22 protein-coding genes and 2 pseudogenes are annotated in these 26,690 nt (G+C 62.9%); 8 read left to right on the top strand and 16 right to left on the bottom strand.

The window, feature by feature from the left end; all coding sequences use genetic code 11:
• Nucleotides 1-169: 169 nt before the first annotated feature.
• Nucleotides 170-808 carry a sigma-70 family RNA polymerase sigma factor gene (locus tag I6N91_RS10865; RefSeq protein ID WP_198812564.1) on the bottom strand — a complete coding sequence of 213 codons (639 nt, stop codon included), beginning with the start codon at nt 806-808 and terminating at the stop codon, nt 170-172.
• A 739-nt stretch (nt 809-1,547) separates the two neighbouring features.
• On the opposite strand from I6N91_RS10865, the gene I6N91_RS10870 reads away from it, so the two are divergent.
• A complete protein-coding gene (locus I6N91_RS10870) occupies nt 1,548-4,559 on the top strand; it encodes a BTAD domain-containing putative transcriptional regulator (RefSeq protein ID WP_307843330.1) in 3,012 nt (1,003 codons plus the stop codon).
• A 520-nt stretch (nt 4,560-5,079) separates the two neighbouring features.
• On the opposite strand, the gene I6N91_RS10875 is transcribed toward I6N91_RS10870, so the two are convergent.
• The 4 genes from I6N91_RS10875 to I6N91_RS10890 all read right to left on the bottom strand — a co-directional run bounded on the left by I6N91_RS10875 (nt 5,080) and on the right by I6N91_RS10890 (nt 8,574).
• The gene (locus I6N91_RS10875; RefSeq protein WP_198812566.1) at nt 5,080-6,000 is read right to left on the bottom strand and encodes an alpha/beta fold hydrolase; all 921 of its coding nucleotides are present in this window, start codon (nt 5,998-6,000) and stop codon (nt 5,080-5,082) included.
• 108 nt (nt 6,001-6,108) lie between these two features.
• Nucleotides 6,109-6,849 (bottom strand): alpha/beta fold hydrolase, encoded by a 741-nt coding sequence (locus I6N91_RS10880; protein ID WP_198812567.1) that lies wholly within the window; start codon nt 6,847-6,849, stop codon nt 6,109-6,111.
• Nucleotides 6,850-6,886: 37 nt separating this feature from the next.
• Nucleotides 6,887-7,837: an alpha/beta hydrolase gene (locus I6N91_RS10885; RefSeq protein ID WP_198812568.1), complete on the bottom strand. Its 951-nt coding sequence runs from the start codon at nt 7,835-7,837 to the stop codon at nt 6,887-6,889.
• Between the two features lie 410 nt (nt 7,838-8,247).
• Nucleotides 8,248-8,574, bottom strand: a complete 327-nt coding sequence (locus I6N91_RS10890; RefSeq protein ID WP_198812569.1) for a helix-turn-helix transcriptional regulator — start codon at nt 8,572-8,574, stop codon at nt 8,248-8,250.
• A gap of 73 nt (nt 8,575-8,647) precedes the next feature.
• Between I6N91_RS10890 and I6N91_RS10895 the strand changes: the two genes are divergently transcribed.
• Nucleotides 8,648-9,379: an SDR family NAD(P)-dependent oxidoreductase gene (locus I6N91_RS10895; RefSeq protein WP_233091734.1), complete on the top strand. Its 732-nt coding sequence runs from the start codon at nt 8,648-8,650 to the stop codon at nt 9,377-9,379.
• A 314-nt stretch (nt 9,380-9,693) separates the two neighbouring features.
• On the opposite strand, the gene I6N91_RS10900 is transcribed toward I6N91_RS10895, so the two are convergent.
• A complete protein-coding gene (locus I6N91_RS10900) occupies nt 9,694-11,346 on the bottom strand; it encodes a cytochrome bc complex cytochrome b subunit (protein WP_198812571.1) in 1,653 nt (550 codons plus the stop codon).
• Between the two features lie 807 nt (nt 11,347-12,153).
• Between I6N91_RS10900 and I6N91_RS10905 the strand changes: the two genes are divergently transcribed.
• Nucleotides 12,154-13,884: an L-aspartate oxidase gene (locus I6N91_RS10905; protein ID WP_198812572.1), complete on the top strand. Its 1,731-nt coding sequence runs from the start codon at nt 12,154-12,156 to the stop codon at nt 13,882-13,884.
• A gap of 123 nt (nt 13,885-14,007) precedes the next feature.
• On the opposite strand, the gene I6N91_RS17155 is transcribed toward I6N91_RS10905, so the two are convergent.
• A complete protein-coding gene (locus I6N91_RS17155; RefSeq protein WP_374058941.1) occupies nt 14,008-14,601 on the bottom strand; it encodes an aldo/keto reductase in 594 nt (197 codons plus the stop codon).
• A 9-nt stretch (nt 14,602-14,610) separates the two neighbouring features.
• Nucleotides 14,611-15,378, bottom strand: a complete 768-nt coding sequence (locus tag I6N91_RS10915) for an SDR family oxidoreductase (protein ID WP_198812573.1) — start codon at nt 15,376-15,378, stop codon at nt 14,611-14,613.
• Nucleotides 15,379-15,505: 127 nt separating this feature from the next.
• Between I6N91_RS10915 and I6N91_RS10920 the strand changes: the two genes are divergently transcribed.
• Nucleotides 15,506-15,784: a hypothetical protein gene (locus tag I6N91_RS10920; RefSeq protein ID WP_198812574.1), complete on the top strand. Its 279-nt coding sequence runs from the start codon at nt 15,506-15,508 to the stop codon at nt 15,782-15,784.
• A 12-nt stretch (nt 15,785-15,796) separates the two neighbouring features.
• Here the strand turns inward: I6N91_RS10920 and I6N91_RS17595 are convergent.
• The 3 genes and pseudogenes from I6N91_RS17595 to I6N91_RS10930 form a co-directional block, all read right to left on the bottom strand.
• Nucleotides 15,797-15,892: pseudogene (locus I6N91_RS17595) on the bottom strand (hypothetical protein); the annotation flags it as partial.
• 108 nt (nt 15,893-16,000) lie between these two features.
• Nucleotides 16,001-17,029: a type I glyceraldehyde-3-phosphate dehydrogenase gene (gap, locus tag I6N91_RS10925; protein ID WP_198812575.1), complete on the bottom strand. Its 1,029-nt coding sequence runs from the start codon at nt 17,027-17,029 to the stop codon at nt 16,001-16,003.
• 327 nt (nt 17,030-17,356) lie between these two features.
• Nucleotides 17,357-18,115, bottom strand: a complete 759-nt coding sequence (locus I6N91_RS10930; RefSeq protein WP_198812576.1) for an SDR family oxidoreductase — start codon at nt 18,113-18,115, stop codon at nt 17,357-17,359.
• Nucleotides 18,116-18,623: 508 nt separating this feature from the next.
• Here I6N91_RS10930 and sigJ point away from each other — a divergent pair.
• Nucleotides 18,624-19,484: an RNA polymerase sigma factor SigJ gene (gene sigJ, locus I6N91_RS10935; protein ID WP_233091736.1), complete on the top strand. Its 861-nt coding sequence runs from the start codon at nt 18,624-18,626 to the stop codon at nt 19,482-19,484.
• Between the two features lie 44 nt (nt 19,485-19,528).
• On the top strand, nt 19,529-20,446 hold the full coding sequence (locus I6N91_RS10940; protein ID WP_198812578.1) for a sigma factor-like helix-turn-helix DNA-binding protein: 918 nt from the start codon (nt 19,529-19,531) through the stop codon (nt 20,444-20,446).
• Nucleotides 20,447-20,811: 365 nt separating this feature from the next.
• Here the strand turns inward: I6N91_RS10940 and I6N91_RS10945 are convergent, their stop codons facing one another.
• The 4 genes from I6N91_RS10945 to I6N91_RS10960 form a co-directional block, all read right to left on the bottom strand.
• On the bottom strand, nt 20,812-22,479 hold the full coding sequence (locus I6N91_RS10945) for a cytochrome b N-terminal domain-containing protein (RefSeq protein WP_198812579.1): 1,668 nt from the start codon (nt 22,477-22,479) through the stop codon (nt 20,812-20,814).
• Between the two features lie 122 nt (nt 22,480-22,601).
• Complete coding sequence (locus I6N91_RS10950) at nt 22,602-23,921, bottom strand: NAD(P)/FAD-dependent oxidoreductase (RefSeq protein WP_198812614.1); 1,320 nt, start codon at nt 23,919-23,921, stop codon at nt 22,602-22,604.
• A 292-nt stretch (nt 23,922-24,213) separates the two neighbouring features.
• Nucleotides 24,214-24,633: a hypothetical protein gene (locus tag I6N91_RS10955; protein WP_198812580.1), complete on the bottom strand. Its 420-nt coding sequence runs from the start codon at nt 24,631-24,633 to the stop codon at nt 24,214-24,216.
• 59 nt (nt 24,634-24,692) lie between these two features.
• Nucleotides 24,693-25,106 carry a cupin domain-containing protein gene (locus I6N91_RS10960; RefSeq protein WP_233091737.1) on the bottom strand — a complete coding sequence of 138 codons (414 nt, stop codon included), beginning with the start codon at nt 25,104-25,106 and terminating at the stop codon, nt 24,693-24,695.
• A gap of 310 nt (nt 25,107-25,416) precedes the next feature.
• On the opposite strand from I6N91_RS10960, the gene I6N91_RS10965 reads away from it, so the two are divergent.
• Nucleotides 25,417-25,773 (top strand): hypothetical protein, encoded by a 357-nt coding sequence (locus I6N91_RS10965; protein ID WP_198812581.1) that lies wholly within the window; start codon nt 25,417-25,419, stop codon nt 25,771-25,773.
• Nucleotides 25,774-25,879: 106 nt separating this feature from the next.
• Nucleotides 25,880-26,062, top strand: a pseudogene (locus tag I6N91_RS17165) (hypothetical protein); the annotation flags it as partial.
• 149 nt (nt 26,063-26,211) lie between these two features.
• Here I6N91_RS17165 and I6N91_RS10975 read toward each other — a convergent pair.
• Nucleotides 26,212-26,685 (bottom strand): Clp protease N-terminal domain-containing protein, encoded by a 474-nt coding sequence (locus I6N91_RS10975; RefSeq protein WP_198812582.1) that lies wholly within the window; start codon nt 26,683-26,685, stop codon nt 26,212-26,214.
• Between the last annotated feature and the right edge of the window lie 5 nt (nt 26,686-26,690).

Below are 26,690 nucleotides of genomic sequence, written 5' to 3' on the forward strand. Positions count from 1 at the left end.
CGCAGCACCCCGCTGCGCCCCACCGGTTGCGGGAGCAGATGCCCGTCTGGCCGTAGCGCTGCCGCTTCCATGCGATTCATGCGTTTCATCGAAATCTCTCCTTTTGAGCGTCGGTGGCCGTGCATCGGAGGTTAGGCAGAGCCGTTACAGATTCGACAACCGAGAGCGACTAGTTGTGACAGTCAGGGGTAAGGAGGTCTTCGAGTGCACCTAGATTGCCTGTGCGCGCCGCGTTGAGGAAGGCGGTGAGCAAGCTTTGCTGTTCGGTGGAACCGGTGGAACCGGTGGAGCTCAGGCGTTCGGGTGTGAGGTGCTTGCGAGCCCGGCTGACCAGCTGGCGCGCGTTGGCTTCTTTTAGGTTGAGGATTTGCGCGATCTGCCCGTACGGGTAATCGAAAGCCTCCCTTAATATGTAGGCGGCACGCTCTGTCGGTGAGAGCTCCTCCAACATGAGCAGCACCGCAAATCCGAGTGACTCCGTCTGTTCCGCTCCGAGGGCGGGATCGCAGGTGGTGTCTACGGGTTCCGGGAGCCAGGGTCCGATGTACGTTTCCCTGCGTAACCGTGCAGAGGCGGCAACATTGATGGCCAGCCGTGTCGCGGTCGTCGCCAGGAACGCTGGTGGATGGCGCACTACTGCCCAGTCGGTGGACTGCCAGCGGATCCAAGTGTCTTGAACGACGTCTTCGGCCTCGGCGGCGCTTCCAAGCATCCTGTACGCAATGCCAAAGAGCCGCGGGCGCACCGCCTCGAAGGTCACTGTTGCGCGCTCGAGATCCTGCGAATTGGCGCTGTCCTTAATTTCCATGTCTCGATCTCTCGCATAGACGGGGTTTGCGATCTGGTCGTCAGGGCCCAACCAGTACGGGTATCTGCGTGCCGCCAGGCACCATCCGTGTGGTGAGGGGTAGTGGCCGGATGCGGGTGTGGACTGATGCGCACGCCTGCCGCGCGCTGAAGCGGATTAGCGTTCGGTGCTGTATTCAGGGATATGCAGTTCTAAAGGCGTCCCTTCTTTGGGCCAGGTTCTCCACGGCATCGATTGGCGTCAGGAGCGGCTAAATCCGCCGGTCGATGAAGGGGGACCAGACTGATAGGCAAGTGCGCTCCGTGTAGCGGGACACACCTGGTCTGGATGCGTACGGTGGCTCCTATTCACGCTGACTGTCGTGCGGCCGCGGGGGAGGGCCGAGGATTACCTCGGCACCAGGGCATGGTCGGCGTGAAGCGCAGCTCTCCGAATTCATCCGCGGACCGCGAGCACCTGCTCGCGTATCTGCCGGCGATCAGAGATCGGCAAAAATGGGAGGTGGCATCTTCATGATCTTCCTTGGCAAGCCCTTGGAGTAAGTGACTGATCGCGGGCGTTCGCTCGCGAGGGGGATCTTTCACATCTGGCCCCGCACCAAGGTGCTTGACCTGTGCAGCCAGCCTGACCGACTGCCGTTAACGGTCCCGAAATCTGGGCAGCCCACTATCTGAGGGGCTCGAGGGCGGCGCTAAAATTGAGGCGTATGACAGGCCCTCATGATGCCGAACGTGGCCCTGTGCTCATCGTGCGCAGCAAAATTGAGACGCCGCCTGTGACAGAGCGGCTGATTGCGCGCGCCCGGTTGACGGACAGGATCCTCGGCCTGATGCGTTCACACCGAATTGTGTGCATCACCGCCACAGCGGGGGCCGGCAAGACTACGGCGGCTATCCAGGCATTGGAAGAGCAGGAACGTCCCGTGGTCTGGATAACGTTGGACAGCACCGACCGCGCCCCCGGGCGGCTGCTGCTGTATCTCGAATCGGCGTTTGCCAACGAAGCACCACACCTGCGCGGCCTTGTAACCAACGTGCTCGCTGCGGGGCTGGGGCACGAGGAGGCTACGGGTTTGCTGGTTGAAGCAGTGGCCGGTGAACCCCTCGTGCTTGTCTTGGACGGACTTGAGCAACTCGCGGGCGCTGAAGAGTCCATTTCTCTTGTCCGGGCCATCGCACGCTACGCGCCGCGCACGCTGAAGGTTCTGCTCCTGAGCCGCCTGGACGTGCCACTCGATGTCGGCTCCGACGTAGGCGTAGATCAGGTAGCTACCGTTGGAGAGTCTCAGTTGGCCTTCAACACCGACGAAGCGGCCGACGCCCTGGCACAGTACGGGATGCTCGACATTGATCCAGCGCGTGCCGTGGAATCTACGGGCGGATGGGTTACCGGGATATTATTCGAGGCGTGGCGCGCGCGTGAGCACGTAGTGGGGACCGGCGGTGAGGCGGATCCGCTCCATGGTTACTTGGCTTCTCAGATCCTTGCCCGCCTCACGGCCGAGGAACGAGATTTTCTCATCACCACGTCGATGCTTGAAGAGGTGACGGCCGCTCGGGCAGAAAAGCTCGGTGAGGTCGGGGCTGGTGAACGACTGAAGGGGCTTTACGCACAACATCTGCCTGTCTCCTGGAGAGCCGGGTCCGCCAGCATGCGCTGCCACCCACGATTCCGTGAGTACCTCCTGACCCTTTTGAGACGTCGCGACGGCGAAGACCTCCGAAGCCTGCGCCTGGTCTTCGCCGACTTGATGCGCGCGGAGGGAAACTTCGAGGAATGCGTGGAGCAGCTGCTGCTAGCTGGCGCGTTGGACGACGCGGTAGAGCCCGCAGGACGCGCCATCATCGGTGTTATTGCACGGCTCGACTACCCCGTTGCGAAAAAGTGGCTTCGAATCCTCGCCTCAGCAAAAGACAGTCAAACCTCGGAGCTGGCGGTAGGGGAACTCATGCTCGCCATCGCCGATGATGACTACGCCCGGGGTTGCTCGGTAGCTGACAGACTTGAATCGGCAGGTGCCCGCAGGCAGCTAGCCGCCACCTCTCCCACCGGTGCAAGCATCATGGCGTGGTGCTACTGGCACTTGGGGCGGGTCGATGAGATGAAGGCCGTCCTCACTTCCGCGCCACGAAGCCCCGAAGTAGACGCGGCATCATACCTCTTGTCGCTATCCGCACTGAAGCCCGAGCCTGCCGGCCTTACAGTTCCGCGCCTAACCGGAGGACCCCTCGACGCCGTCATAATGCGGACCCACTACGTACGCGGGAGGCTCCGCGAAGCCAACCAACAAAACCCTTCGCCCTGGGCCGCCGCCGTTTCCACTCCATGGAAGGCCGCGACCCTCAGGGCAACTGGCCACCTGGAACAGGCCCTGAACCTGTACCGGTCATACAGCCCAGAAGCCCGCTCTCAGGCCTGGATGCACGGGGTTGCGGGCCCAGAGATCATGGTCGATCTCGCCGACGAGGCAGAAGCGCGCCGGATTCTTGCCCACGGCAGGGACCTGATCAAGGCCAGCGGGTCGTTAGTCATGGAGTGGCTCAACCTGCTGGTTGAGGCGAAGCTCGAACTTCGGGTCAGCCACAACGTCAACGCCGCGGGCGAGATCCTTGATCGGGTAGAGAACTCGGGCGGACGTTCCTACGCCTTCATTGGAGAATCGGTGGACACGGCGTGGGGACTGTTGTTCCTCATGTCCGCACCGGATGAAGGCCGTGCCGTTCAAGTCCTTCAGCGTGCTGTTGACAGCATGCAAGAAGGGCACCGCATTCTTGAATTGCCTGCTGCCGCAGCGTACCTGGCTGAAGCCGAGTGGCGGCGGGGCCACGAAGCAGAATCAGACGCCGCATCCGATCTGGCACTTGCAGCAGCCGCCGAACAGGGCTCCAACCACCAACTGCTCCTCGCGCTGTCCGACTTCCAGGGCGTCGTCTCACGCCGCTTGGACGCCGAACGCGGCGTTGATTCGCGCTGGCACGAGTTGGGTCGAGCCTTACGCAAACGGGGCGTTCCCGTCGACCGGCAGGCGCGCCCGGTCATCTCCCTCTCTGAGTTCGGCTCCCTGCGCATCCTCGTTGAGGGAGAAGAGTCGAGGCCTCGCCTAGCAAGAAGCGCGACGCTCCTCGCCTATTTAGCAACGGTCCCCGGTTACCGCGCCACACGCGAGGAACTCTTGGAGGCCCTGTTTGACGGCCGCACGGATGAGTCATCGCGGGCGTACCTGCGGCAGATCACTCACAGACTAAGGGAAGTGTTACCGGCGGGGACCGGCCCGTCATTCTCCGCGGACCTGCTCGCCTTCCACATTCCAGTAATCATCGACAGTGAATCTGCCCAGTTCCTATCGCTCTTATCTGAAGCCGCCAGACTCACCGGATCAGAAATGCTTGAGACTCTCTTACGAGCACTTTCCATTGTCGATCGCGGTGAATATCTGCCTAATGTGGACTTTCCGTGGGCGCGGCAGCGACGCGAATACCTCGAGGATCAGGTTGTTCAAGCCCGCCTACAGGCAGGGCTGTTGGCGTTCGACCAGGAACACTACGAGCAGGCGGCTTCCCTGGCCGAGCAAGTCGTGGCCCGGGACCCTTTCAAGGAGGGCGCGTGGCGCCTGTTGATGCACACCGCTAGCGCTTTGGGCGACAACGATCAGATCACCACCTACTTCAAGCGTTGCGCGGAGGCCTTGAACGAGCTTGAAGTATTGCCATCAGATTCCACCCGGTTGCTTTTCGAACGGCTGCGGCGTTAGTCCGCCGAAGGGGACAGCAGCTTCATGTGGCCAAGCAGTCGGGTGGCTTATGTGCATCCGACTGACCCGAGCGTCGACCGGTCCATCGACGTCCCCTTTTGAGGTCGCTTGTTTTCCTGCATCACACGTCACTCATTCGGCAGTTACCCGGCCGAAGTACTTAGGAGCCACACAGCTCCCCGGTCCGCCGCGGGGTGAGAGCGGGAACACCGGGTTTCCGGCGACGTTCGGGTCTGCGCCAAGCAGAAAACGGCTGGTCCCACCCGCCACCGACACCGCCCCGGGCCCCGGACGTGGAGCTCGGGGCAGTCTGCGTCGCCGAAATAAGCCATCGAGGTGCTAACGCCCGAGGCTTTCGCGGTGCGCTCGGTTGATCCTTACATGCCACCCGCGGCGTCGATGTCGACGTGGGTTTTTCAACGCCACCAGTTCCGAGCGCAAATGGCAGGGGCGCATGCCCTCCCGGCGAGGGCTAGCACCCGCTATGGGGACGACAGAGGCACTTTCCCTGGGTGCACAGTTACCGGGATTCCTTGGAAATCTTTTTCATGGCGAGGATTGCATCGGCGAATGCCTGAGGTTGCTCGGCTGGGAGATTGTGGCCCGCCTGGGGCACCTGCCGGTGCTCCCGAAAACCTATGAAATGGCGCGCCTGCGCGGACCCGTCCGTAGCGGGAAAGTTGCCGTCGGCGAGCCCGTCGAGTGTGATCGTTGGGACGGAGATCTCAGGCTGCTCGCTTAAACGACGTTCGATGCTCTCGAACTGAGGGGCGCCCGGCGCGTACCCGAGCCGGTGGCGGTATGAGTGGATGACGATATCGACGTAATCGGGGTTGTCGAAAGCCTGGGCAGACCGGTCCAACTCGTCGGGGGCGAATGCCCAGGCGGGGGAGTTGCGCTTCCAGATCACTTCCGCAATCTCGCGGCGGTGCTTGTGGAGACCAGCTCGACCCCGCTCGGTAGCAAAGTACCAGAAGTACCAGAAGCCCGCCTCGAGCTTGGGTTCGAGCGGCATCTGCGATGCGGCGATGTCCTGGACGAGGTACCCGTTGACCGATACCAGTCCTGCCACTTTATCGGGCCAGAGGGCCGCCACTGCGCATGCGGCCCGCCCACCCCAGTCGTAGCCAGCCAAGATAGGGCTGCCGAGGTTGAGCGTGCTGATGAACGCGGAGAGATCCGCGGCGAGGGCCGCTTGCTGACCGGACTTCTCCACCTGCTTGCTCAGAAAGCGTGTTGGTCCGTGGCCACGCAGGTAAGGCACGAGCACGCGCAGGCCCTCATCAGTGAGCCGAGGTATGACGTCGGTATAACTGTGGATGTCGTACGGGAAACCGTGCAGAAGAACGACGGGTGTGGCGGTCGGATCGCCGGCGTCAACATATGCAACGGACAACTCACCGGCGTCGATCGTGCGAGTCGAGTGAACGGGCAAAGGCATCGTAAGCTCCGGATTAGAGAGTGAGAACGGTTAGAGAGTGAAAACGGTGGAGCTAAGCGACACGGCAGGTGCCACGCTCCCTGGAGGAGCGAGGCACCCACCGGTGGTTCACGCGCTAACGGATTGCCCGCCGACGTAAGCTTTGCCTGCTTCCGCAATCACGGCTGCGACGGCGTCAGGCTGCGAGACTGACAGTGCGTGCGAAGCGCCAGTAATTTCGTGGGTACCCTGTGAGGCTGCGCGCTCTGCCCCGGCGCGGTGAACCGTGACCGGGATGTTGAGGTCCTGGTCACCGAATACGTGCCAGGAAGGAATGTCCTTCCAAGCCGGTCGGTCTGTTGGCAGCCCCTCAGAGAGCGCGGCCTCAGTGACGGGGCGTTGAGTCGCCGCCATCAGCGCAGCTTCGGCCGCTGGGACGTCGGCTGCGAACTGGTGGTGGTACAGCTCCTGCCGGATCGTGAACTCGTTGCCGCCGGTAGCAACCGGGTACGCGGCGAGAGCGCTGCCGAGTGAGCTACCCGGCTCGCTGGTCGATAGCTGAAGTGCGCTTTGACCCGTCTCCGGAACAAAAGCAGCGACGTACACGAGTCCGACGACTGCATCGTTACGGGCTGCTGCCTCTGTGATAACGAGCCCTCCGTAGGAGTGACCGACGAGGACGACGGGACCCCCGACTGAGGCGATGACGTCGCGCACGTATGCGGCGTCGCCGGCGAGACTACGCAGCGGGTTCGCAGCCGCGACAGCGGTGACTCCGTGTTCCTGCAGCCGGGCGATCACATCGTTCCAAGATGCAGATTCCGCGAACGCTCCGTGTACGAGCACGATAGTTGGCTTCTGGTTAGTCATGTTCTTGGTTCCAATCAGTTTCTGGTACGGGGGGTGGTTAGTGGTTAGCGAATGTCCTGCGCAACACGGAGATGGCCTGTTCCACAGCGGCAGTGCTGGCTGCGGTAGATCGGACGGGGTTGAGCATCATGAAATCGTGGAGCGTGGCGTTGTAGCGCACGGTCGTGGTGCGGACGCCGGCTTCAATGAGTCTGCGGCCATATGCCTCGCCCTCGTCGCGGAGGACGTCGTTTTCATCGACGATGAGGAAGGCCTCAGGCAGCCCGACGAGCTCCTCACGGGTCGCTTGGAGCGGCGAGATTGTTGACTGCTTGCGAAGGTTCGCGTCGGGCACGTAGCAGTCCCAGAACCATGCCATTGCTTTCGCCGTGAGGTGGGGCCCGTCGGCGAACTCGCGGTAGCTTTCGGTGTCCTGACCGGCATCCGTCACCGGGTAGAACAGCGACTGGTGGATGAAAGTCACGTCGCCGCGCTTTTTTGCCAGAATGGCGAGCACGGCGGCCATGTCTCCACCGACAGAGTCGCCGGCGACAGCGAGCCGCGTGGCATCGAGCGCCTTGGCATGACCGTGATCTGTAATCCACTGGGCGGTGGCGTAGGCCTGCTCAATGGCGACCGGGTACTGGGCTTCCGGGCTCCGATCATACTCAACGAACACCACAGCAGCGTGGGCACCGACTGCAAGCTCGCGCACCAAGCGGTCGTGGGTTCCAGCGTTGCCCAGGACCCACCCACCACCGTGCACGTAGAGAAGAACCGGCAACACGCCGGCACTGCCCTGCGGCCTGACGATGCGAACCCGCACATCACCAACCGCAGCCGCGACGTCAATCCATTCCTCATCAACGTCGAGCAAAGCGATTGGCGCTGATTGCACATCGTCGAGGAGAGTGCGCGCTCCCTCAACTCCAAGGTCTGCCAGACGGGGCGGCTTCGCGGTAGCGTCAGCGAACGCCTGCGCTTCCGGCTCCAGCACGTGATGGGACATAGTGGGCTTCCTTCCTTCGGGACTGGTCACTGGCACATCGCGGTGACTACGAGCTAGGACCAAGCGGTCTTCATTTCTGTGACAAGACCGCAGGTTGGCGCCTCAGGTGGAAGCGATTCGAGTCGAGGGAGACACCCATGCGTGTGTTGCGCGTGGAGGGCCCCCAAACCAGTAGCGGACGGCTTCGTCGCAGACTCGGGGGCAACCGGTCAAGCCGCATGAGGCAGCGGATCTAAGTGGCCTGGACGATGTCTTCGGCCGCCGCGAAGGTAGGTGGGCCCTGCGGGCAATGTCGGCCCGGGTTCGCCTTCGCCGCATGCCTGCGACGGTGGCATGGACGGCTGCGACTGCTCGTTGCCTGTTTTCAACGGCTGCGCGACTGCCCTGTCCTGCCGGTGCGGCCGGTCTTCTCAGTTGTGCACGAGCTGCACGTCGGCACCGACTCCCTCGGCTTCGGCCGCTGCAAGCACCACCGGCAGGAGGCCGGGAAGCCGGGATTCCAACTCGGCTGTGCGGAGCCGGACGAAACAGCGGGTGCCCTCACGCCGCGTGGTGGTCACTCCAGCTTCACGCAGCAATTTCAGATGATAGCTCAAGGTCGACTTGGCCACCGGGGCGCGCAGGTCACCCCAGGACCGCTCGACGCCATCGGCCAGTATGCGCACCAGGCCGGCGCGGGTTGGATCGCTCAACGCGGCCAGTACACGCATAAGGGTGATGTCGTCGGCCTGGTGCATCTGTCGATGGTAACCCCGCACCCGGTGATAGTGTCGTTCGATGATCCACGAACATCGAACAAACATTTCAGGATTGACCGTCATTGTGACTGGCGCCGGATCGGGCATCGGCAGGGCCACCACCCAGGCCTTGGGCTCAGCCGGGGCGAACGTCCTTGCCGTCGGCCGCCGACTCGAGGCTCTGACCGACACCGCAGAGGGATACCCAACTGTCGTACCGTTCGCGGCGGACATCCGCGGAGGAACCGCGGCACCGGAGATCGTTCACGCGGCTGTTGACCGGTGGGGCGGACTTGACGCCCTGATCAACAATGCCGGGGTTTTTGCAGCCATGCCCCTGGCGGAGGTGACCTCCGAGCGCATCGACGACCTTTTCATCACCAATGTCGCAGCGCCGAGCCTGCTCGCCCGCGCAGCACTGCCGCACTTGGTGCAAGCCCAAGGCACAATTGTCAATGTCTCGAGCACCTTCGGTCATGTTCCGGCTCCGGGCGCCGGACATTACGGGGCAACAAAGGCAGCGATTGAACAGCTCACCCGCAGTTGGGCGCTGGAGCTTGCCCCGCACCGGGTCCGGGTTAACGCGGTGGCGCCGGGGCCGACCGAGAGCGACGCTCTGGCGGCCGCAGGACTTTCCGATGAGCTGATCTCCCAGGTCAAGGACGAGGAAGCCGCACGCGTACCGCTGGGCCGGCGGGGCAATGCCGTAGAAGTCGCGGAGTGGATTCTGCGATTTGTCGATCCGAGTGCATCGTGGGTAACGGGCCAGGTGATGGCTGTCGATGGAGGGCTCGCACTAACGTAGAGCTTCACCCAGGGCAGAAAGCGAGCCTTTGGCCCGGCAGTCTGGCGCCTGACAGGCTCTCACGGCTCTAGTGCTTGATTGTGAACCGGCTGGCGATGGACGCCGCGTTGTAAATGTTGATGGCGATGCTGCTCGGCTGACCGGCTGCAGCCAGTTCATCAACTAGAACCCGAAGTTCCTCGCTTACCTCATAGGGGGCAGGGGAGGTCGGGGCGGTCAGCGTGGTCTATTCAGCAAGGGACAGCGCTGCCCGCTCCTCAGGGGTGAACTAATCAGTGTCCCGCCAGGAGCTGATCACCTGAAGGGCGGGGAAATCAGGCTGCCTTGTCGTCCGTTCTTCCGGCGCGTCGCCGGTCCTCCTGATCTTCTGGGGCGCTAGGCTCTTTCACTGGGCCGCCCGCCAAATCGGCGGGCGTAACCGGATGAAGCCGATATTCGAAGAACCAATGCGAGAGACTGGTCCGCAGGCGGCCGACCCGCGATACAGGCCGGTCGGTTGCCCCGATCGGCGCCGTGGCTGCGGCCGGGTCAAAATCGAGCAGCCTCCACCGGTCAAAGCGGTCGAGGGGCTGGTGAACCTCGATGAACTCACCATTCGGCAAACGCACAATCCGCCCGGTTTCGACACCGTGAAGAACCACCTCACGATCCTTGCGCTGCAGCGCGAGGCAGATTCGACGGGTCACGGCGAAAGCGACGAACGGCCCCAGGAGCGTCATGAACCTGAAGAAATAAATGACTGATTCCAGTGACAGAGACAGCTGAAGCGCCGCCACGTCGGCGCTTCCTGCACCCCACAGGCCGCCGACGAACGTCATCCCTGCGACGCCGATGGCCGTCCTCGTCGGATTGTTCCGTGGCCGCTCAAGCAGGTGATGCTGGCGTACGTCATTGGTGAGCCATCCCTCTAGGAACGGATAGGCGAGCACCACCGCGAAAAAGGGTCCGACCAACGCGATGGGGACAAGCATTGCCAGCGGCCAGGTGCCCCCCAGCCACTGCAATTCCCAGCCGGGGGGGATCAGCCGCAACGCGCCGACAATGAATCCGAAGTACCAATCAGGCTGGGCGTCTGCTGTTGCATTTCCGGGGTCGGCGGGTCCGTAGAGCCACACCGGATTGATGGTCATCGTTGCCGCAGTCAGCACGGTGAGGCCTGCCACAGCGAGGAGGAACCCTCCACTTTTCGCCCCCCGCGTCGGCAGGAGGGGTTCGCCGACAACGTTACTATTCGTCCGGCCAGGAGCCGGAAACCGCGTGTGCTTGTGCACGAACGTCAGAAGCAACTGCGCTGCATCGAGCCCGGCAGCGAGCAGGGGAAGAATCAGCACGTGGAGGGTATAGAGGCGGCCGATGATCACCTCCCCGGGAAAAGCACCGCCGAAGGCGAAGGACGACAGCGCCGACTCAATGAACCGGACGGACTTCACAGTGCCGTCGAGTATGGCCAGGCTGAGCCCAGAAAGCATGTTGTCAGGCAGGGTGTAGCCGGTCAGGCCCAATCCGAGCCCGGTGATGAACGTCAGCACGAGCATCACCCAGGCGGTGCGGCGGGGCCTGCGGAAAGCGCCTGTGAAGAAACTGCACAGCATGTGGAGGACCAGCCCCGCCATAAACAGGAGGGCCGACCAATGATGCACCTGCCGCATCAGGAGCCCGCCCCGAACCTCGAAAGTGACGTGGAGCGTGGGGTCCAGAGCCCCGGACATTTGGGCGCCCTTCAAGGGCGCGTGCGGGCCAGTATATCGGACCGTCTGCATCGAGGGTTCGAAGAAGAACATCAAAAACACGCCGCTGATGGTCAGGATGAGAGATGAATAGACCGCCAGTTCTGCGAACATGAAGGACCGATGGGCCGGCGCCGCCTTCTGTCCCGCACGCCCGGCGATTGCTTGGCGGAGCGCGGGAATAAACATGGGGCTGAGGCGTCGAGTCAGCTGCTGCGGCCATGCAATCCGATGATTCATGAAAGGGCCGTCCCTTCTCTGGTGTCACAAAAAAGACCAAATGCCCCGGCTTCCTGTGACAGCGCAGGGACCGCAGCACGTCGTCGAAAAGGCGCAAACAACCGAAAGGCAGGCGATGTCTCCTTCTACGGCTGGCCCGCTGCGGTGTGCGGTGCACCCGGCGGACCGCATGGGGGAGGATGGCCCCTGATACTGCAGGCCCCGGGTTTGTCGGCGGTCAGAGACAGGCCCACCCTTCGACCACACGAAGCCATGACCGCTGTCTGCCAACATCCCACATTTTCAGGGCATACACGCGGGCGGTGCCCCGTTGACGCGCCCCGGTCGGCGAACCGGACCGGAGAACTTCGTCCCAATCAGTCCTGTGGCAGCCAGCAGCCGTTGGGCGGAAGGGCATGCCGACCCTGCCCGCGGGTCCGTCAGCCAACCGGTGCACTTTCCGCCGGATCGCCTACAGGCCATCCATCCCCGGAGAGGTGGCATTTCCCCGAGCAGTCACCGGCAGGGCGCCAACCACCGCAGCCGGCGGCTCGTCGTCAGCCGTGAGGACCACGGCGTCGGTGGTCTAACTCCGTCTCAGCGGCAGCTTAGTGTCCGCCGCCCGCCGAAAGGGGCGGACCTTGCTTCGGGTGGTCGTTCTGCGGACCGCCGGGCTAGATCACCGGCGGGCGCGACGGACGGAACACCCACGCCGGGCCGTCACACATCCGCCGAGCATCCTGTCTTACCTTGAGACCCCGCCGCCAACATAGTCCCAGAACAGAACTCATACCAGACGTGACCGTAAGACCGGTCGAAGGAGCAGCCATGAACAACCCCGAGCGACGCCTCTCCAGTTCCGTGCTCGTCATCGGCGCGGGCGGGTCAGGGCTACGTGCAGCCATCGAGCTCGCCGAAAGCGGAACGGACGTCCTGGTCGTTGGTAAACGGGCTAAGTCCGATGCCCATACCTCGCTTGCAGCCGGAGGCATCAATGCGGCCTTGAGCACCATGGACCCCGAGGACAGCTGGCAGCAGCACGCCGCCGACACGCTCAAGGAAAGCTATCTGCTTGCCAACCCTCACACCGTTCAAATCGTGGCAGAGGGAGCCCGACGCGGAATCGAGGATCTGGAGCGCTACGGCATGCCTTTCGAGCGCGAGGGCGACGGACGCATCTCACAACGGTTTTTCGGCGCCCACAAATTCCGACGCACAGCCTTCGCGGGAGACTACACCGGCCTTGAAATCCAGCGCACCCTGATCAGCCGGGCCACGCAACTCGAGATCCCCATCCTCGATACCGTCTACGTCACCCGCCTTCTCGTGCATGACAATGCGGTTTTCGGCGCCTACGGTTTTGACCTTCACGACGGAACCCGGTACCTCATCCACGCCGACGCTGTGATCCTAGCGGCGGGAGGTCACAACCGAATCTGGCGGCGCACCTCATCCAGACGTGATGAAAACACAGGCGACTCGTTCCGACTCGCCGTCGAAGCCGGCGGGCGCCTGCGCGATCCCGAACTCGTTCAGTTCCATCCCTCCGGAATCATCGAGCCCGAAAACGCGGCCGGGACGCTGATCAGCGAAGCCGCCCGCGGGGAGGGCGGGATTCTGCGCAATGCCCTGGGTGAGCGGTTCATGGCACGGTACGACCCGGAGCGGATGGAGCTCTCCACCAGGGACCGGGTGGCCCTTGCCTGCTACACCGAGATCAAGGAAGGACGGGGCACTCCCAACGGGGGCGTATGGCTTGATGTCTCCCATCTGCCCCGGGAAACGATCATGGCCAGGCTGCCCCGGGTCTACCAGACTATGCTCGAACTGCAGATGCTCGACATCACAAAGGACCCAATCGAAATCGCCCCTACCGCCCACTACTCCATGGGCGGCGTGTGGGTCCGCCCCGACGACCACGGGACCGATGTCGATGGTCTCTATGCCATCGGAGAGGCCTCCAGCGGGCTGCACGGAGCGAACAGGCTCGGCGGCAATTCGCTGATCGAACTGTTGGTCTTCGGGCGCATCGTAGGCCAGGCCGCAGCGGCCTACTCCTCGGAGTTGACCGCCCACCTTCGCTCAGCCAGTTCGATCACCCAGGCGCGCACTGAAATCGCCGCCCTATTGGCCGCCGACGGGCCGGAAAACGTGCGCGCCCTGCAGCGCGCCATCCGGGATACGATGACAGCCCACGCGGGAGTTGTGCGGGACGAGGAGGGACTTCGCGCCGGGATTGCCGAGCTCGACCTCATTGAAGCCAGGATGGAAAACATCGGTGTTCATCCTGACATTGCGGGCTATCAGGATCTGGCCCACGCGTTCGATCTCAAATCGGCAGCACTGGCCGCGCGCGCGACCCTTGAGGCCGCGCTCGAGCGCGGGGAAACCCGTGGCGCCCATAACCGCAGCGATTTTCCGGATACCGACCCCGCACTCCAGGTCAACCTCGTCTGGTCGCCCCAAGGCGGTATCGCTCACGAGGAGATTCCACCGATCCCTGCAGACATCGTTGCCCTCATGGAAGAGGTGTCCGTGGACGGCAAGCTCGTGGAGTAACCGGACGATCCGTCCTGCCGTGTTCAGGCAGGACGGATCGTTGGTCAGAGAGCTTGAGCCAGCTGGTTCCGTGTGCCTCCCACCGAGGCTCAGCGGTCCACTCCCGGAGGGACGTTCGTCAGGTCACTCTTGCCGACGATGCCACCGGCCGGGAACGCGCCAGCAAGGCGAGGCGGTCACCCTCGTCCAGGTCGACGAATACAGCGGCAGCGTTCTCGCCCCACCCGGCCCGGCTGCGCGTGCCAGGAATGGGGACGACGCCCTGAGCGGGGATCCAAGCCAGAACCACCTGGGAAACGCTGGCACCCTTGTCCATGGCGATGCCCCCAAATTCGCTTCACCAGGCGCCAGGTGGCGGTGAATATATCCGGCTGGAAGCGCGGCCATCCGGGGCGGACATCCTACGGTGCGGGCCCCCTCAGGTCCCAGACCCCGCCGGTAGGTACCCCGCTGTCTACCGGCGAAAAGCGACGAGACCGATGCCCAGTTCATCCATCGCCGCCTTACACCGTTACGAAGCACGTCCGCGGTGAACAGCGAAAACTCGCACCGCACGGCGGCCAGCGGGTGGACGGCATGAGCACGTCGGATCGTCGCGACCGATGCGTCACACAGCCCGATGCGCCGCACCTTGCCCGCCGTGACAAGTCCAGCCATCGCTCCGCCCGTGTGGCAAAGCGACCGGCCATGTCGATCCCTTCTGGTCGACTGGCCCACAGTCTGTGCTCATCGCCATTGCACCAGGGACTGGCTCCATTGGCCAAGCCAGGACTGAAAGCGAAGGGGGAGGATGGTCGCTGCCTCCCCGGGCAGCAGGGTCCTCTCATCCAGGGCCGCCCCGAAGAAGCGGGCGTGGGGGTCAGTGAGAACTCGGCGTGAATCCTTGCTCTGGCGGAGGCGCCGTCGAATCAGGTCATCAAGACGGAACTGCTCGGGTCCGGCGACCTCGATCAGGCCGTTCAACGGAGCCCCTGCCGCCACCTGGGCCACCGCCTCAGCTGCATCCTCTGCGGCGACAGGCTGGATCAGGACCGGCGCGAGACGCACGCCGCTGCCCTCCGTCGCCGCCCGGGCAATGGTCCCGACGAATTCGTAGAACTGGGTCGAATGCACCACGGAGAAGGGAATCGGGGACTGCCGGATAAGGTTCTCCTGTGCCATCTTGGCCCGGAAATAACCGCTCTCCGCCAGCCGCTCCGTGCCCACCGGAGACAGGGTCACGTGGTGGGATACACGCGCCGCGGCCTCCGCCGACAGGAGGTTGCCCGTTGAACGGGTGAAAAACTCCAGGGTTGCCGCATCATGCAATGACGGCGGATTGGAGGCATCCACGACGGCCTGGGCGCCATCCAGGGCCTCCGCAAGGCCACGGCGGGTAAGAGTGTCGACTCCCGTCCGTGGGGAAGCGGCCACGGCATCGTGCCCGTGCTCCGCCAGTTTGTCGACGACTTCCGAGCCAATCATTCCGGTGCCGCCAATGACAACGATTCTCACAGCCGACCTCTCCTCAAGTCCCGGCCGTCGGTATCCACGGTGATAAGGCCATGGACAGGACAGCTTCCGATACAGATATAGACAGCACCGCACTCCGCTTTGTGACAACCGGTGAGCGCAGGGAGCCGTGCCCTACGCCTTCCTCCGCTCCACGCAGTTCTTCGAATTCGTGCACGACCTCGTCGGCTGGAACACCGATGTTCAAGGCACCGTAAGGCTCCCCTCGAAGCAGATACAATTCGTCGCTGTCGATGATGTCGTCACGGCGCTTCCCGGCATCACTACGTCCACAGGCGTGCGCCGCCTCGTCGAGATAGGCGGCACCGACGTCTTCACCATCGGCGAGGCTGAAGCTGCGGATGTCGGGGCGTCCGGTGGCATGGAAGTGTGCAGTTGCGTGCCGTGACGGCGAATCGTCGCAGCAGCCGATATCTCCGCACCGGACGCATCGACGGAGGTGGATCCACCAACCGTCGTCACGCAGGCATTCAACCATCGCCTGTGGCGGCGGCATACGAGCTGGTGTCCGCAGAATGGTTTCATGGTGTCTCGTATCCTGAAACACCCTGGGTGTCTGGCATCGAGCGGGGCATCGTGTCGGCGCCGCCGGCGGAAGGTGCGCTCATGCCCGGCTGCCTGCAGATGGCATGAGACCCGAGCCGACCAGATGTGTAAGGTCGACGAGGCGATTGGAGAAGCCCCACTCGTTGTCATACCAGGCGACGATTTTGACTTGGTTGCCGACGGCTTTGGTGAGCCCTGCGTCGAAGATGGATGATGAGGGGTTCTCCACGATATCGGAAGAGACGATGGGGTCTTCCGTGTAGGTGAGATAAGCCTTCATTGGCCCCTCTGCCGCCGCTTTGAAGGCGGCGTTGATCTCCTCTTCGGATACTTCCCGGCTCAGGGTTGCTGTCAGATCGGTGGCGGAGCCGACGGGTACCGGTACCCGCATGGCGTATCCGTCGATCTTTCCGTTGAGTTCTGGCATGACGACGCCGATAGCTCGTGCTGCTCCCGTGGAGGTTGGCACCATGTTGATGGCTGCGGCGCGGGCCCGGCGGAGGTCTTTGTGGGGTCCGTCGTGGAGGTTCTGGTCTGCGGTGTATGCGTGGATGGTGGTCATGAGTGCACGTTCGATCCCGAATGCCTCATGAAGAACCTTGGCAATCGTTCCTACGGAGTTCGTCGTGCATGAAGCGTTGGAGATGATGTGGTGCTTTCCGGGCTCGTACTGGTCGTCGTTTACCCCCAGCAGGAGCGTGATGTCCTCGCCCGTGGACGGCGCGGAGATGATGACCTTTTTCGCTCCTGCCGCCAGGTGCCGTGCGGCGTCAGAACCCTTGGTGAAGAACCCCGTGGACTCGATGACGACATCAACCTTCAGCGCCGCCCAGGGCAGATCGACGGGATTCTTCTGCCTGAACACTTGGATCGAGTGGCCGCCGACAAGCAGGCGACCCTCCTCGTGCGTGATGGGTTCGGAGAGTTTGCCGCCGACGGAGTCGTAGCGCAGCAGGTGGGCAAGCGTTTCAGGGTCTGCGAGGTCGTTGACGGCTACTACCTCGAAAGATGCGTTCTGTTGGAGAGCTGCCCGGAGGAAGCTGCGGCCTATACGACCGAAGCCATTGATGGCGACGCGCACTGTCATGATGCTTTCCTTGCGGTTGATGGGATAGGTGGTTTCCCCGGGTGCCCGCTTGATGCGGCGGGCCCGGCCTGTACCGCGCGTATTTGCTACGCGGTGCCGCGGATGAAGTCCGGTGATCGGCGTATCTCGTAGTGGTCCTTCCGTGTCAGGGGTTTGATTCGCCCGGCGACGGGCGGTCCAGGCATAGGTCAGAAAGGCGTGCCGGTTGTGGCACGCGAAAGACCGGGGTGCCGCCGGCGCCGGCGAAAGGAAATCGTGTCATCGGCGCCGGTGGAGGGGTGGCCGCGGTCAGGCCTTCCGGGTAGGGAGAACTACGCCCGGTAGCGGCTATTTTCCCTGGGGCACGGGCTCCTTGAGCCATTCCTCGAACCGGGTGGTGAACAGGGTGGCGTCCGGCCCTGGCACGAGGGTGGTGTCGGCCAGTTCCATGCCGAAGTACGGGGCGTGGGGGTCGGCCACCACGATGCGGGAATCGCCGCGTGCGGCCAGCCCCTGGCGGATCAATTCATCGAGCTTGAATTCCTCGGGCCCGGCGATCTCGTGGGTTCCATTGAGGGGTTCACCGACGCTGGTACGCCCGACGGCTGTTGCGACGTCCTCGGCTGCCATGGGCCGGATGGAGACCGGGGCAAGGTGGACCTCGTCGCCGATGGTTGCGGCCTGGGCGATGCTCTTCACGAATTCGAAGAACTGCGTTGCATGGACGATGGAGTAGGGGACCGGGCCTTCCTTGATGAGCTTTTCCTGGGCGATCTTCGCCCGGAAGTACCCGCTGGCGGCCATTCGCTCGGTGCCGACGACAGACAGCGCAACGTGGTGGCGGACTCCGGCCCGGACTTCCGCTGCCAGGAGGTTGCTGGTGGAGGTCTCAAAGAAGTTCAGGACGGCTTCATCTTCGAAGGACGGTGAATTTGACACGTCAATGACAACCTGTGCACCCTCGAGGACCTCGGCCAGTCCTTCTCCGGTGAGCGTGTCCACTCCGGTGTTGGGTGAGGCCGAGACCGCTTCGTGTCCGTGTTCGGTGAGCTTCGTGACGAGCTTCGAGCCGATCAGGCCGCTGCCGCCGATAACAACAATTTTCATTCTTGGTCCTTTCATCGTCCGATCTGGGTGCAGCGCTTCGCGCTGTCCGTTCACCCCGGAGGGTGGAATCGGATCCGGTACAGGTATGACAAGGGGTCTCTGGCTTTTGTGACACCGTTCTGCCCGGCTGGCTCTGACGGAAAGCAGGAAGGAGTCCCTGATGGAGCTCCTAGCTTCGGCTGTGGCCGGGCTACCAACGAAAACCGGGATCCGGTAGTGGGTGTGACAGCCGGGCGGCCGGTCTCACGTGATAGACGCTGCGTAGGTAGGGACTTGCAGCATGTGTCACGTTTGGCGTTCCTGTCTTGTCCTTGTTAACGGGAGGGAATCCCGATCGAGGACTGTTGTCGTTGGGAGTGGTATGTCGGGGTATGGATCGGGCAGCACCGAAGGTCGACGTCATCGGATGCCGGACGGGTCAGACGATTCCGGAGGGCACGGACTGCGGGCAGGCGATGAAGCCCGCGGAAAATCCGGGGAGTTCCTGCCAGCCGGGGGTTCAGGGAGTTTGGATGAAGCTGAGGCGGTCTTCGCACTCCACCGGGGCCGGCTCTTTGGGATTGCTTATCGGATGCTCGGAAGCGCATCGGATGCTGAGGACATCGTCCAGGACGTATGGGAGCGGTGGCAGACCTGTGACCGGTCAGAGGTGCGGGAACCGGGAGCGTTCCTTGCGACGATATCGACGCGGCTTGCGATCAACGTGTCCCAGTCGGCGCATTCCCGGCGTGAAACGTACATCGGTCCGTGGCTTCCTGAACCCGTGAACACGGAGTCCGACCCCGCACTGGGTGCCGAACGAGGTGAGGCGCTCGGCTTCGCAATCCTGCTGCTGCTGGAGAAGTTGACTCCGACGGAACGAGCCGCCTACATTCTCCGCGAAGCGTTCGATTATCCCTACCGGCAGATCGCGCAGATTGTGCTGATGAAGGAACCCGCCGTCCGGCAGCTCGTGTCCCGGGCGCGCAAGCGTCTTGTCTCGGAGCGGCATGTGCCGGTCGCGCCCACCGAGCAAAAGCGCCTTCTGACGGCGTTCCTGCGTGCGGCTCAAAACGGTGATGTCACTGCGCTCGAGGACCTTTTCGCGCAGGATGTCGTGAGCTACTCCGACGGCAACGGCGTGAAACTGGCCGCCCGAATTCCTGTGAAGGGCCGGGCCCGCGTCGCTCGGTTCATCGCGTCCTTCTCCTCCCACTTCTGGAATGGCAAGACCGTCGGATGGGTCGAGCTCAATGGTCAACCGTCAGCCGTTCTTATGGAGGACGGGCAGGCGACAACGGCTATCGCCATCACTGTAGGTCCAACCGGAATCGCACAGCTGATGTGGATGATGAGCCCCCAAAAGCTGCACCGGATCCATCCTGCGTGAGGTTCACCGCACGCATCTCCCGGACAACCTGAGACGAGAAGCCCTTGCACGATGACGAGCACGACGACAACAGCGCGCCCTATTCACAGGACCTTGAAGGCGAAAGGCAACGGTTAGCTGGCATCGCGTTCCGGATGCTCGGATTGAGTTTCGAGGCGAACCTCGCTGTGGCGGAGGCGTTCGAACGGTGGCTGAACCTTACTTCCGAGGAACGGGCGGATATCGGCTCGCCCCAGGAGTGGCTGACCGAAGCGGTTTCCAAAGTGTGTCTTGAGCGTCTGAGTGTTAAGCCATCGCGCCGGGCCGGCTATCGGGGGAACTGGTTGCCCGAGCCAGTGCCCTTCCCACCCCTTGAGGAGCTCTCGTCGGGTCAAAACCCGAAAGACCGCTATACGCTCGACGAATCCGTGAACATGCTGCTCATGGTGGTGCTTGACTCCCTGACCGCTGGAGAGCGGGTCGCTTTCATCCTCCACGATGTTTTTGGGGTTGGTTATAAAGAGATAGCGGATGTCGTCGGACGATCACCTGTAGAGACGCGCCGGCTCGCGAAGTCAGCACGCCTTCACATTCAGGACCGCCGGAAAAACGAGGTGTCGGCAGAACGCCAACGCCAGATGGTCCTCAATCTCCTGAAGGCATGCGAGGCACGGGACGAACATGCCGTGGGCTGCATGCTCCATCCCCTGGTGACGCTTCTGGTCGACAGCGGGGGCAAGGGCCGTGCCGTAGCAGGACCGGTCGAGGGCGCGGAAGCCGCATCCCGCAAGCTGATCCAGATGCTGATAGAGGCTCCGGTGATGACCGTGTCCGCCCGTTCAGTCAATGGTGGATCCGGGCTCGTCTTCAGGCATGCCGAACGCGTAATCGGTGTGCTCAGCGTAAATGTGGAAGCCGACAAGATCATCAACATTTGGATAGTCACCAACCCGGACAAGCTGGAGCAGTGGAACACCTCCTAACCTGGGACACACTGATTACCCTTGTTAATGCAGCTCCGCGGCGTGAGTAGCCAGGGCTGCGGTATGCAGCATCCGGATGACTCTGGTCGTCGCAGCCGTGGTCCCCCGGTGGGGACCGTGTGTTCAAGAGCCATGCCGAGCTGGTTCTCACAACGTATTGCCGCCGCTTCACGCCGGCCGCTCTATGCGGCCCGGCCCGCGACGCTGATGGTGCCCGGTGGGGAGGTGACAACTCATCAGAAGCCTCATTATGTGCCGTGAGACAGTTGATGCCATTGGATGCTCGTGCACTGCTTCCTCGGTCCTTTCGTCATTTCACGAGCCGTCGTGAGGGGATTATTGATTGCGATCGGCCTTCGAAGCAGCTACCGGGAATCACTTCCGGGGGTTGGTGCCAGTGCTTCGGCGTCAAGACGATCCGATAGTTCCTGCCGGTACAGTTCCGCCGGTCCCTTCCCGAGTTGCGCCGGTGTTGCCGGGTCCATCCTGTACTCGAAAAACCACCCCGAGGCCCGCATGCGTAGCCTCTGCACGATGGAGCGTCGTTGCACTGAATCTCCGGAGGCTGCTGGGTGCAGTGGGGCCGATGGATCGTAGCTCACAAGCTTCCAGCGTTCGTACGCAGTCACGGGTTGGTGCACTTCGACGAATTCGCCGTGTGGCAGGCGGACTATTCGACCGGTCTCTCGGCCGTGGATCACAATTTCGCGGTCCTTCCTTTGAAGGGCGAGGCAGACTCTGCGGGTGACGGCAAACGCCATGACCGGGCCGAGGACCAGAAGGACCTGATAAGCGTGGAGGAGGTCCTCCAAAGCGAGAGAGAGAGCCCGCGCGGCCACGTCGGCGCTGCCCGCGGCCCAGAGCACACCAACAAAGCCCAGACCGGCCGCGCCGATGGCGGTGCGTGTGGGGTTGTTGCGGGGGCGCTCCAAGAGGTGGTGCTCGGTGGTGTCGGCGCTGATCCAGCGCTCCAGGAATGGGTAGGCGGTGACGGCCAGGAGGAATAGCCCGACGACGGTCATCGGTGCCAGCAGCGCCAGGGAAACTGTTCCGCCCATGACAGTGATTTCCCATCCCGGTGGCACCAGGCGCAGTGCACCGTCGATGAATCCGAAGTACCAATCCGGTTGGGATCCTGCGCCGGCATTACCGGGGTCGGACGGACCGTACAGCCAGATGGGATTGATCGTCGCGGTCCCCCCGATGAGCAAGATGAACCCGGAAAGGACGAACATGAATCCGGCGCTCTTCGCCGCCCGGGTCGGCAGCAGGGGCTCACCGACAATGCTTCGATCGCTGCACCCGGGTCCGGGGAACTGCATTGGTTTGTGCAGCAGGGCCAGTGCGGCCCGGACTGCTGCGAGGCTGATAATCCCAAGGGGAAGGATGAGAACATGCAGGGTGGTGAGCCGGCTCAGGATCACCTGGCCCGGGTAGGGGCCGCCGAAGACGAAATAGCTCAGTGACGAGCCGATCACGGGAATAGCTTTGAAGGTGCCGTCCATGATCAGCAGGCTCAATCCTGAGAGCATGTCATCGGGCAGTATGTACCCTGTCAGCCCAGTGGCCAGACTTGCCAGGAAGATGCCGATCAGCACGACCCATGCGGCCTGCCTGGGCTTCCGGAATGCTCCTGTGAAGAACACTCTCAGGATATGCATAACCAGTGCCACCATGAAGAGCAGGCCCGCCCAGTGGTGTGCCTGGCGCATCAGAAGTCCGCCGCGGACGTCGAATGACAGGTCGAGAGTGGAGTGGAGTGCCCGGGACATTTCCACGCCGATGAGCGGTGCATAACTGCCCTGATACCGGACTGTTTCCATGGATGGTGTGTAAAAGAAGGTGAGAAACGCCCCGGTCAGCAGCAGCACCACAAATGAGTAGATCGCCACCTCACCGAACATGAGGGACCAGTGGGTGGGTACGGCCTTATTGGTGCCCCATTTCATGATCGAGCTGTAGCGGGTCTGTGATTTGCCCAAAGCGTTCAAACGGCGGATCACTGTGCGGGGCCAGGTGCTGGTGGAAGTCATTTTAAGTCCTCGGCTTTGGGCCGGTCAGGTCTACGGATGGGAGGGGCCCTCTCCAGCCGGGGCGAGGTGCAGCTGGCGGGCGCAAGCGGTGTCGTGCCGCCGTAAGTCTGTTGCGGTGCCGATCAGCGGGAGGGTTTGGTGCTGGCGGTAAAGACGTCGCGTGGATGCTGGACGGCCTGGATTGAGACGATATCCCGGCCGAAAAGCGCGGCTCCGGTCCAGACAAGGAGTACCCGGATCTTTCGTTCCCAGGTGGGGACGGCCAGCACGTGGTAACCGCGGTGCATCACCCATGCGGGGAATCCCTTAATGATGATTCGCCGGAACTGGAAGACTCCCATGCCCAGGCCGAGGGTGGCGACGACCCCCAGGCTGCTGTGCCTGTACTGCCGCAGAGGCTCGCCTCGGAGGTCAGCGGCAAGGTTCTTGGCCAGGAGTTTGCCCTGTCGGACGGAGTGCTGCGCGTTGGGCACTGTTCGTGCACCCGGATGGGAGGACGCCAGGTCGGGGACCGAGGCATTGTCACCGGCTCCCCATGCTCCCTCAATGGGGGAGTCGTCCGGGCCGACGCGGAGGTCCGCGCGGACCCGCAGGTAGCCACGTTCGTCGATGGGGAGGTCAGTGTGTGCTGCAACAACAGGATTGGCGGCATTTCCTGCTGCCCACACCAGCATGTCCGAGTCGTACTCCTTCCCGTCGGACAGGACGATGTGCCCGTCGATTGCGGACGTCAGCTGTGTGTTGAGGTGGATGGTCCCGCCTCGTTCGGTCAGATGACGCACGACCCAGCGGCCCGGGCCGTCGGTGACTTCGGGAAGAATCCGCTTGTTGGCCTCAATCAGGTGGAAATTGAGGTCCTCGCGCTCGATGCCGGGGTACGACTTCTCGAGGGTGTGCGCCAGCGAAAGGAGTTCTCCGAAAAGTTCCACTCCCGAGAAACCTCCGCCAACGACCGTTACCGTCAGTGCCTTGCGCCGCTCGGGTCCCATGGGCATGGTCGACGCGCGGTCGAATGCGGTCATCAGCTGATCACGGATCGCGACTGCTTCCTCCACCGTTTTCAGACCGATCGCGTAGTCAGCCACGCCCGGAATCGGGAAGACACGTGAGACAGCGCCTGCGGTGACCACCACAGTGTCGTAGTGAATGGACTGTTCCAGCCCGCTGAGGGGCATGACGGTAGCAGTGCGGTGCGCGTGGTCGAGGCTCGTCACTGATCCTGCGATCACCGTCGTGCGCCGCAGATGACGGCGAAGGGAGATCGCTACGTGGCGCGCCTCAACGGATCCTGCGGTAACTTCGGGAAGGAATGGTTGGTACGTCATGTAGGGGCGAGGATCGACCACCGTAACCTCGGCCTCACCCTTGCGCAGGGACTTCTCAAGTTTCCATGCAGTGTAGAAACCCGCATACCCCGCGCCCACGATCAGAATCTTTTTCAACATCGTCTCCTGTCTGATGAGTCATCAGCTAAGACAGGAAGCAGCTCTGGTTTGTGACGTATCCAAGGAAGAGGATGTGGTGCGCATCGTGCTCCTGACCGGAGCTCGGTGAAACGGCAACTCCTGTTCCACCCGGGAGCCCCATGGTCCAAATGGGTTGATTATGTTGGGCCAGTCCATAGTCAGGGGCGACATCACCGACCTGTTCGGAGCCGTACGACGCGGAATGCCGCCGACATGCACATGGTGAGGGCTGAGAGAACCCTGATCAGCCTCTGCCGGAAAAATTCAGTCATTTACCTGCCGCGGATCCGCCGCGCACCTTGCCTGCCTCATGTGCTTGCGGCAGGTTCGGTGCGGCGGCGGTTCGCTGGACGTTGCTCCGAATCCGGGCAACAAGTGTTGATGCCAGCATCGCCGTTCCAATTTCGAGGCCGATGACACCCAGAGTCTGTTCATTGGCCGCATCAGTTACCTGAGATGCCGCCGCTGACCCGTTTCCGTGGGAGTGGTCCGGCGGGGCCGACGTACCCGGTGCCAGCATGAGACCGGCATGCAGTACCGCCATCGACAATGCGGAGATCATGACTTGGTGAAGCACTGGTGTGGTCGGCCGGCGCCAAATATGCACCGCGCATGGAAGGCAGACCGCTACCATCACAATCATCAGCACGTTGAGCCACCATGGGTGGTGGCTGCCGATCTGCGACACGTGCATGACGCAGGACCCGGCGGTGGCGAGTGCGCAGAGCCGCCCGTGGAGCATCGCCGTTAGTGGGGCCGGGGCGCACGGAGGTCTTTGCGCTGCTCAAGTTCCTCGTCCGGGACAACGACGAGCATGGGCTGGCCCGGGGCGCAGAACATCGTCACCACGAACTTCGTTTCCCGGTCCAAGAGGTTGTTCCCGTCCTGGTAATGGATGACATCTCCGCCCGGTTCCCAGAAGGTTTCACCGGCTTTGACAACGCGCTGCGGCTCACCTTCCAGTTCAAAGACCATTTCGCCCTCGACGACGTACCCGTAGGCGGGACCGCTGTGCCGGTGCGGAGGGGATCCGATGCTTCCCGGCTTCAATGTGACCAGGATGGTCATCGCGTCGGCGCCGGTCGGGATCGGCGGGGCAGTCACTGCCGAAAGGACGTCGATAACTAACTGGCCTTCAAATTCATTCGATGTGTGCATCATGTCTTCCCTCGCTTTATGGATGGAAGACCAGCTCCTGCGGAAGCAGCAGCCGGTCCTACTACTGAAGACCACGCAGGATTCGATTTTGTGACCGTGCTTGGAGCCGGAACCGGGCGGAGCTCGGCAGGCCGGTCATGCAGGTGCTTCCTGGGCGCTTCGCCCACGGCCACCGGTATTTCGGGGCGGTTAACGACAACCGGGCAAGCTGAAATCAAAGCCGGCAATACTCCGTCCGGGGTTGGAGTCGAATGGTTCCCTCCCGAACAGACATCTGCGGACAGACCGGTATCACAGGGGCCCGAGGAGCGTCATGAAAACCCCCATTGTTCCGTCATCGCAAATTTTCGATCACCCATGGACGCCCGAGCAATTGCTCGCCGTGTGTGAAGCAAGCCGGGTAGCACAGTCCCACAGTGACTATGCACCCGCTGCCAGGGTGATATCCCGTCTCGCCGGAGCCGTCGATCTGCCCGGCATCCGTCGGATGGTCGCCGCGGTGATGGGAGGCACCGCGGGCACCCACTACATCTGCGGTGCGCTGCAGGGTGCACACCTGGCAATCAGCCTGCCCAACCTCTTCACCGACCGTCAACTCCAACTGCTGCTGGGCCCACTCAGTGTCGCGCAAGGGCAGCACCAGACGGACAGGATGCTGATCGCCGCATAAGCCTCATGCTCAGCAACGCATGCTCATCCGTACCCGACCGGAAATCGGTGTGCTCAAAACGGCATTGGGTCCTTCTGTGGCCAACAGCCCAATCCACCGGCCCGCCATGCAACAACAGTGCGGGGCGGGCCCACCACCGACCGCAATCCACCCACCTTTACGAGAGTGGTCAAGAGATGGAAGCCGAAAAGTCAACGGGCTGTTGGATCTGGACGGGGCGGTGGAGGCCTTCGAAGCAGTGCGTCCACGTCTGTTCGGCATCGCCTATCGCGTGCTGGGAAGCACCGCCGCGGCCGAAGACATTGTCCAGAACACGTGGATACGCTGGCAATCCACCGACCGGACCGTAGTACGCCCCCCCAGGCATTCCTGGCAACCACCGCGACCGGGCTGGCCCTCAATGGTGCCACCTCCGACCGCTCCCGCCGGGAGACGTCTTTACTGCGCGAGAGCTTCGAGGACGGCGCGGTCGACCCCGAGGCGTGCCAGGGCACGTGCTGTCGTGCCGTGTTCGAGTCGTGCAGCCGCTGCCAGGATATCGAGGGCAGCCAGCGGTGCGTGCCGTTTCTTCGCCCTGGTGCGGGCATCCTGGAACACCTCCTGGGCAGTCGCTGTGCTGCCCAGTGCACCTTTTGGTGCCTCGGTGATGGGTGGGGTCACCGCATCGAGGCCGATGGAGCTCAGTGCGTCAGCGTGCACTGCCAATACGGCATCACGGAAACGCTGGGTGTTCAGCGGGAGGGGTGCAAGCGCAGTGCGAAGATCGGAGTCATCGCGCTCCAGCGCGGCTATGACCAGGTGCTCGGCTCCTATCACCGGATCACCTAGCTGATGGGCAATGTGTTCGGCGGCCGTGAACAGCGAGTTCATGAAGGAGACGTCGGAGAGAGCAGTCTTGATGCCCATGATCATCCCGT

Source organism: Arthrobacter sp. MSA 4-2 (assembly GCF_016405885.1).
Classification (GTDB): Bacteria; Actinomycetota; Actinomycetes; order Actinomycetales; family Micrococcaceae; genus Arthrobacter_D.

Excerpts from the sequence above, each read along its gene's own strand:
- I6N91_RS10945 (WP_198812579.1), bottom strand. The coding sequence starts at position 22,479 with ATGACTTCCACCAGCACCTGGCCCCGCACAGTGATCCGCCGTTTGAAC.
- I6N91_RS10865 (WP_198812564.1), bottom strand. The coding sequence starts at position 808 with ATGGAAATTAAGGACAGCGCCAATTCGCAGGATCTCGAGCGCGCAACA.
- I6N91_RS10885 (WP_198812568.1), bottom strand. The coding sequence starts at position 7,837 with ATGTCCCATCACGTGCTGGAGCCGGAAGCGCAGGCGTTCGCTGACGCT.
- I6N91_RS10875 (WP_198812566.1), bottom strand. The coding sequence starts at position 6,000 with ATGCCTTTGCCCGTTCACTCGACTCGCACGATCGACGCCGGTGAGTTG.
- I6N91_RS10890 (WP_198812569.1), bottom strand. The coding sequence starts at position 8,574 with ATGCACCAGGCCGACGACATCACCCTTATGCGTGTACTGGCCGCGTTG.
- I6N91_RS10965 (WP_198812581.1), top strand. The coding sequence starts at position 25,417 with ATGAAAACCCCCATTGTTCCGTCATCGCAAATTTTCGATCACCCATGG.
- I6N91_RS10905 (WP_198812572.1), top strand. The coding sequence starts at position 12,154 with ATGAACAACCCCGAGCGACGCCTCTCCAGTTCCGTGCTCGTCATCGGC.
- I6N91_RS10975 (WP_198812582.1), bottom strand. The coding sequence starts at position 26,685 with ATGATCATGGGCATCAAGACTGCTCTCTCCGACGTCTCCTTCATGAAC.
- I6N91_RS10900 (WP_198812571.1), bottom strand. The coding sequence starts at position 11,346 with ATGAATCATCGGATTGCATGGCCGCAGCAGCTGACTCGACGCCTCAGC.
- I6N91_RS10880 (WP_198812567.1), bottom strand. The coding sequence starts at position 6,849 with ATGACTAACCAGAAGCCAACTATCGTGCTCGTACACGGAGCGTTCGCG.
- gap (WP_198812575.1), bottom strand. The coding sequence starts at position 17,029 with ATGACAGTGCGCGTCGCCATCAATGGCTTCGGTCGTATAGGCCGCAGC.
- I6N91_RS10960 (WP_233091737.1), bottom strand. The coding sequence starts at position 25,106 with ATGATGCACACATCGAATGAATTTGAAGGCCAGTTAGTTATCGACGTC.
- I6N91_RS10930 (WP_198812576.1), bottom strand. The coding sequence starts at position 18,115 with ATGAAAATTGTTGTTATCGGCGGCAGCGGCCTGATCGGCTCGAAGCTC.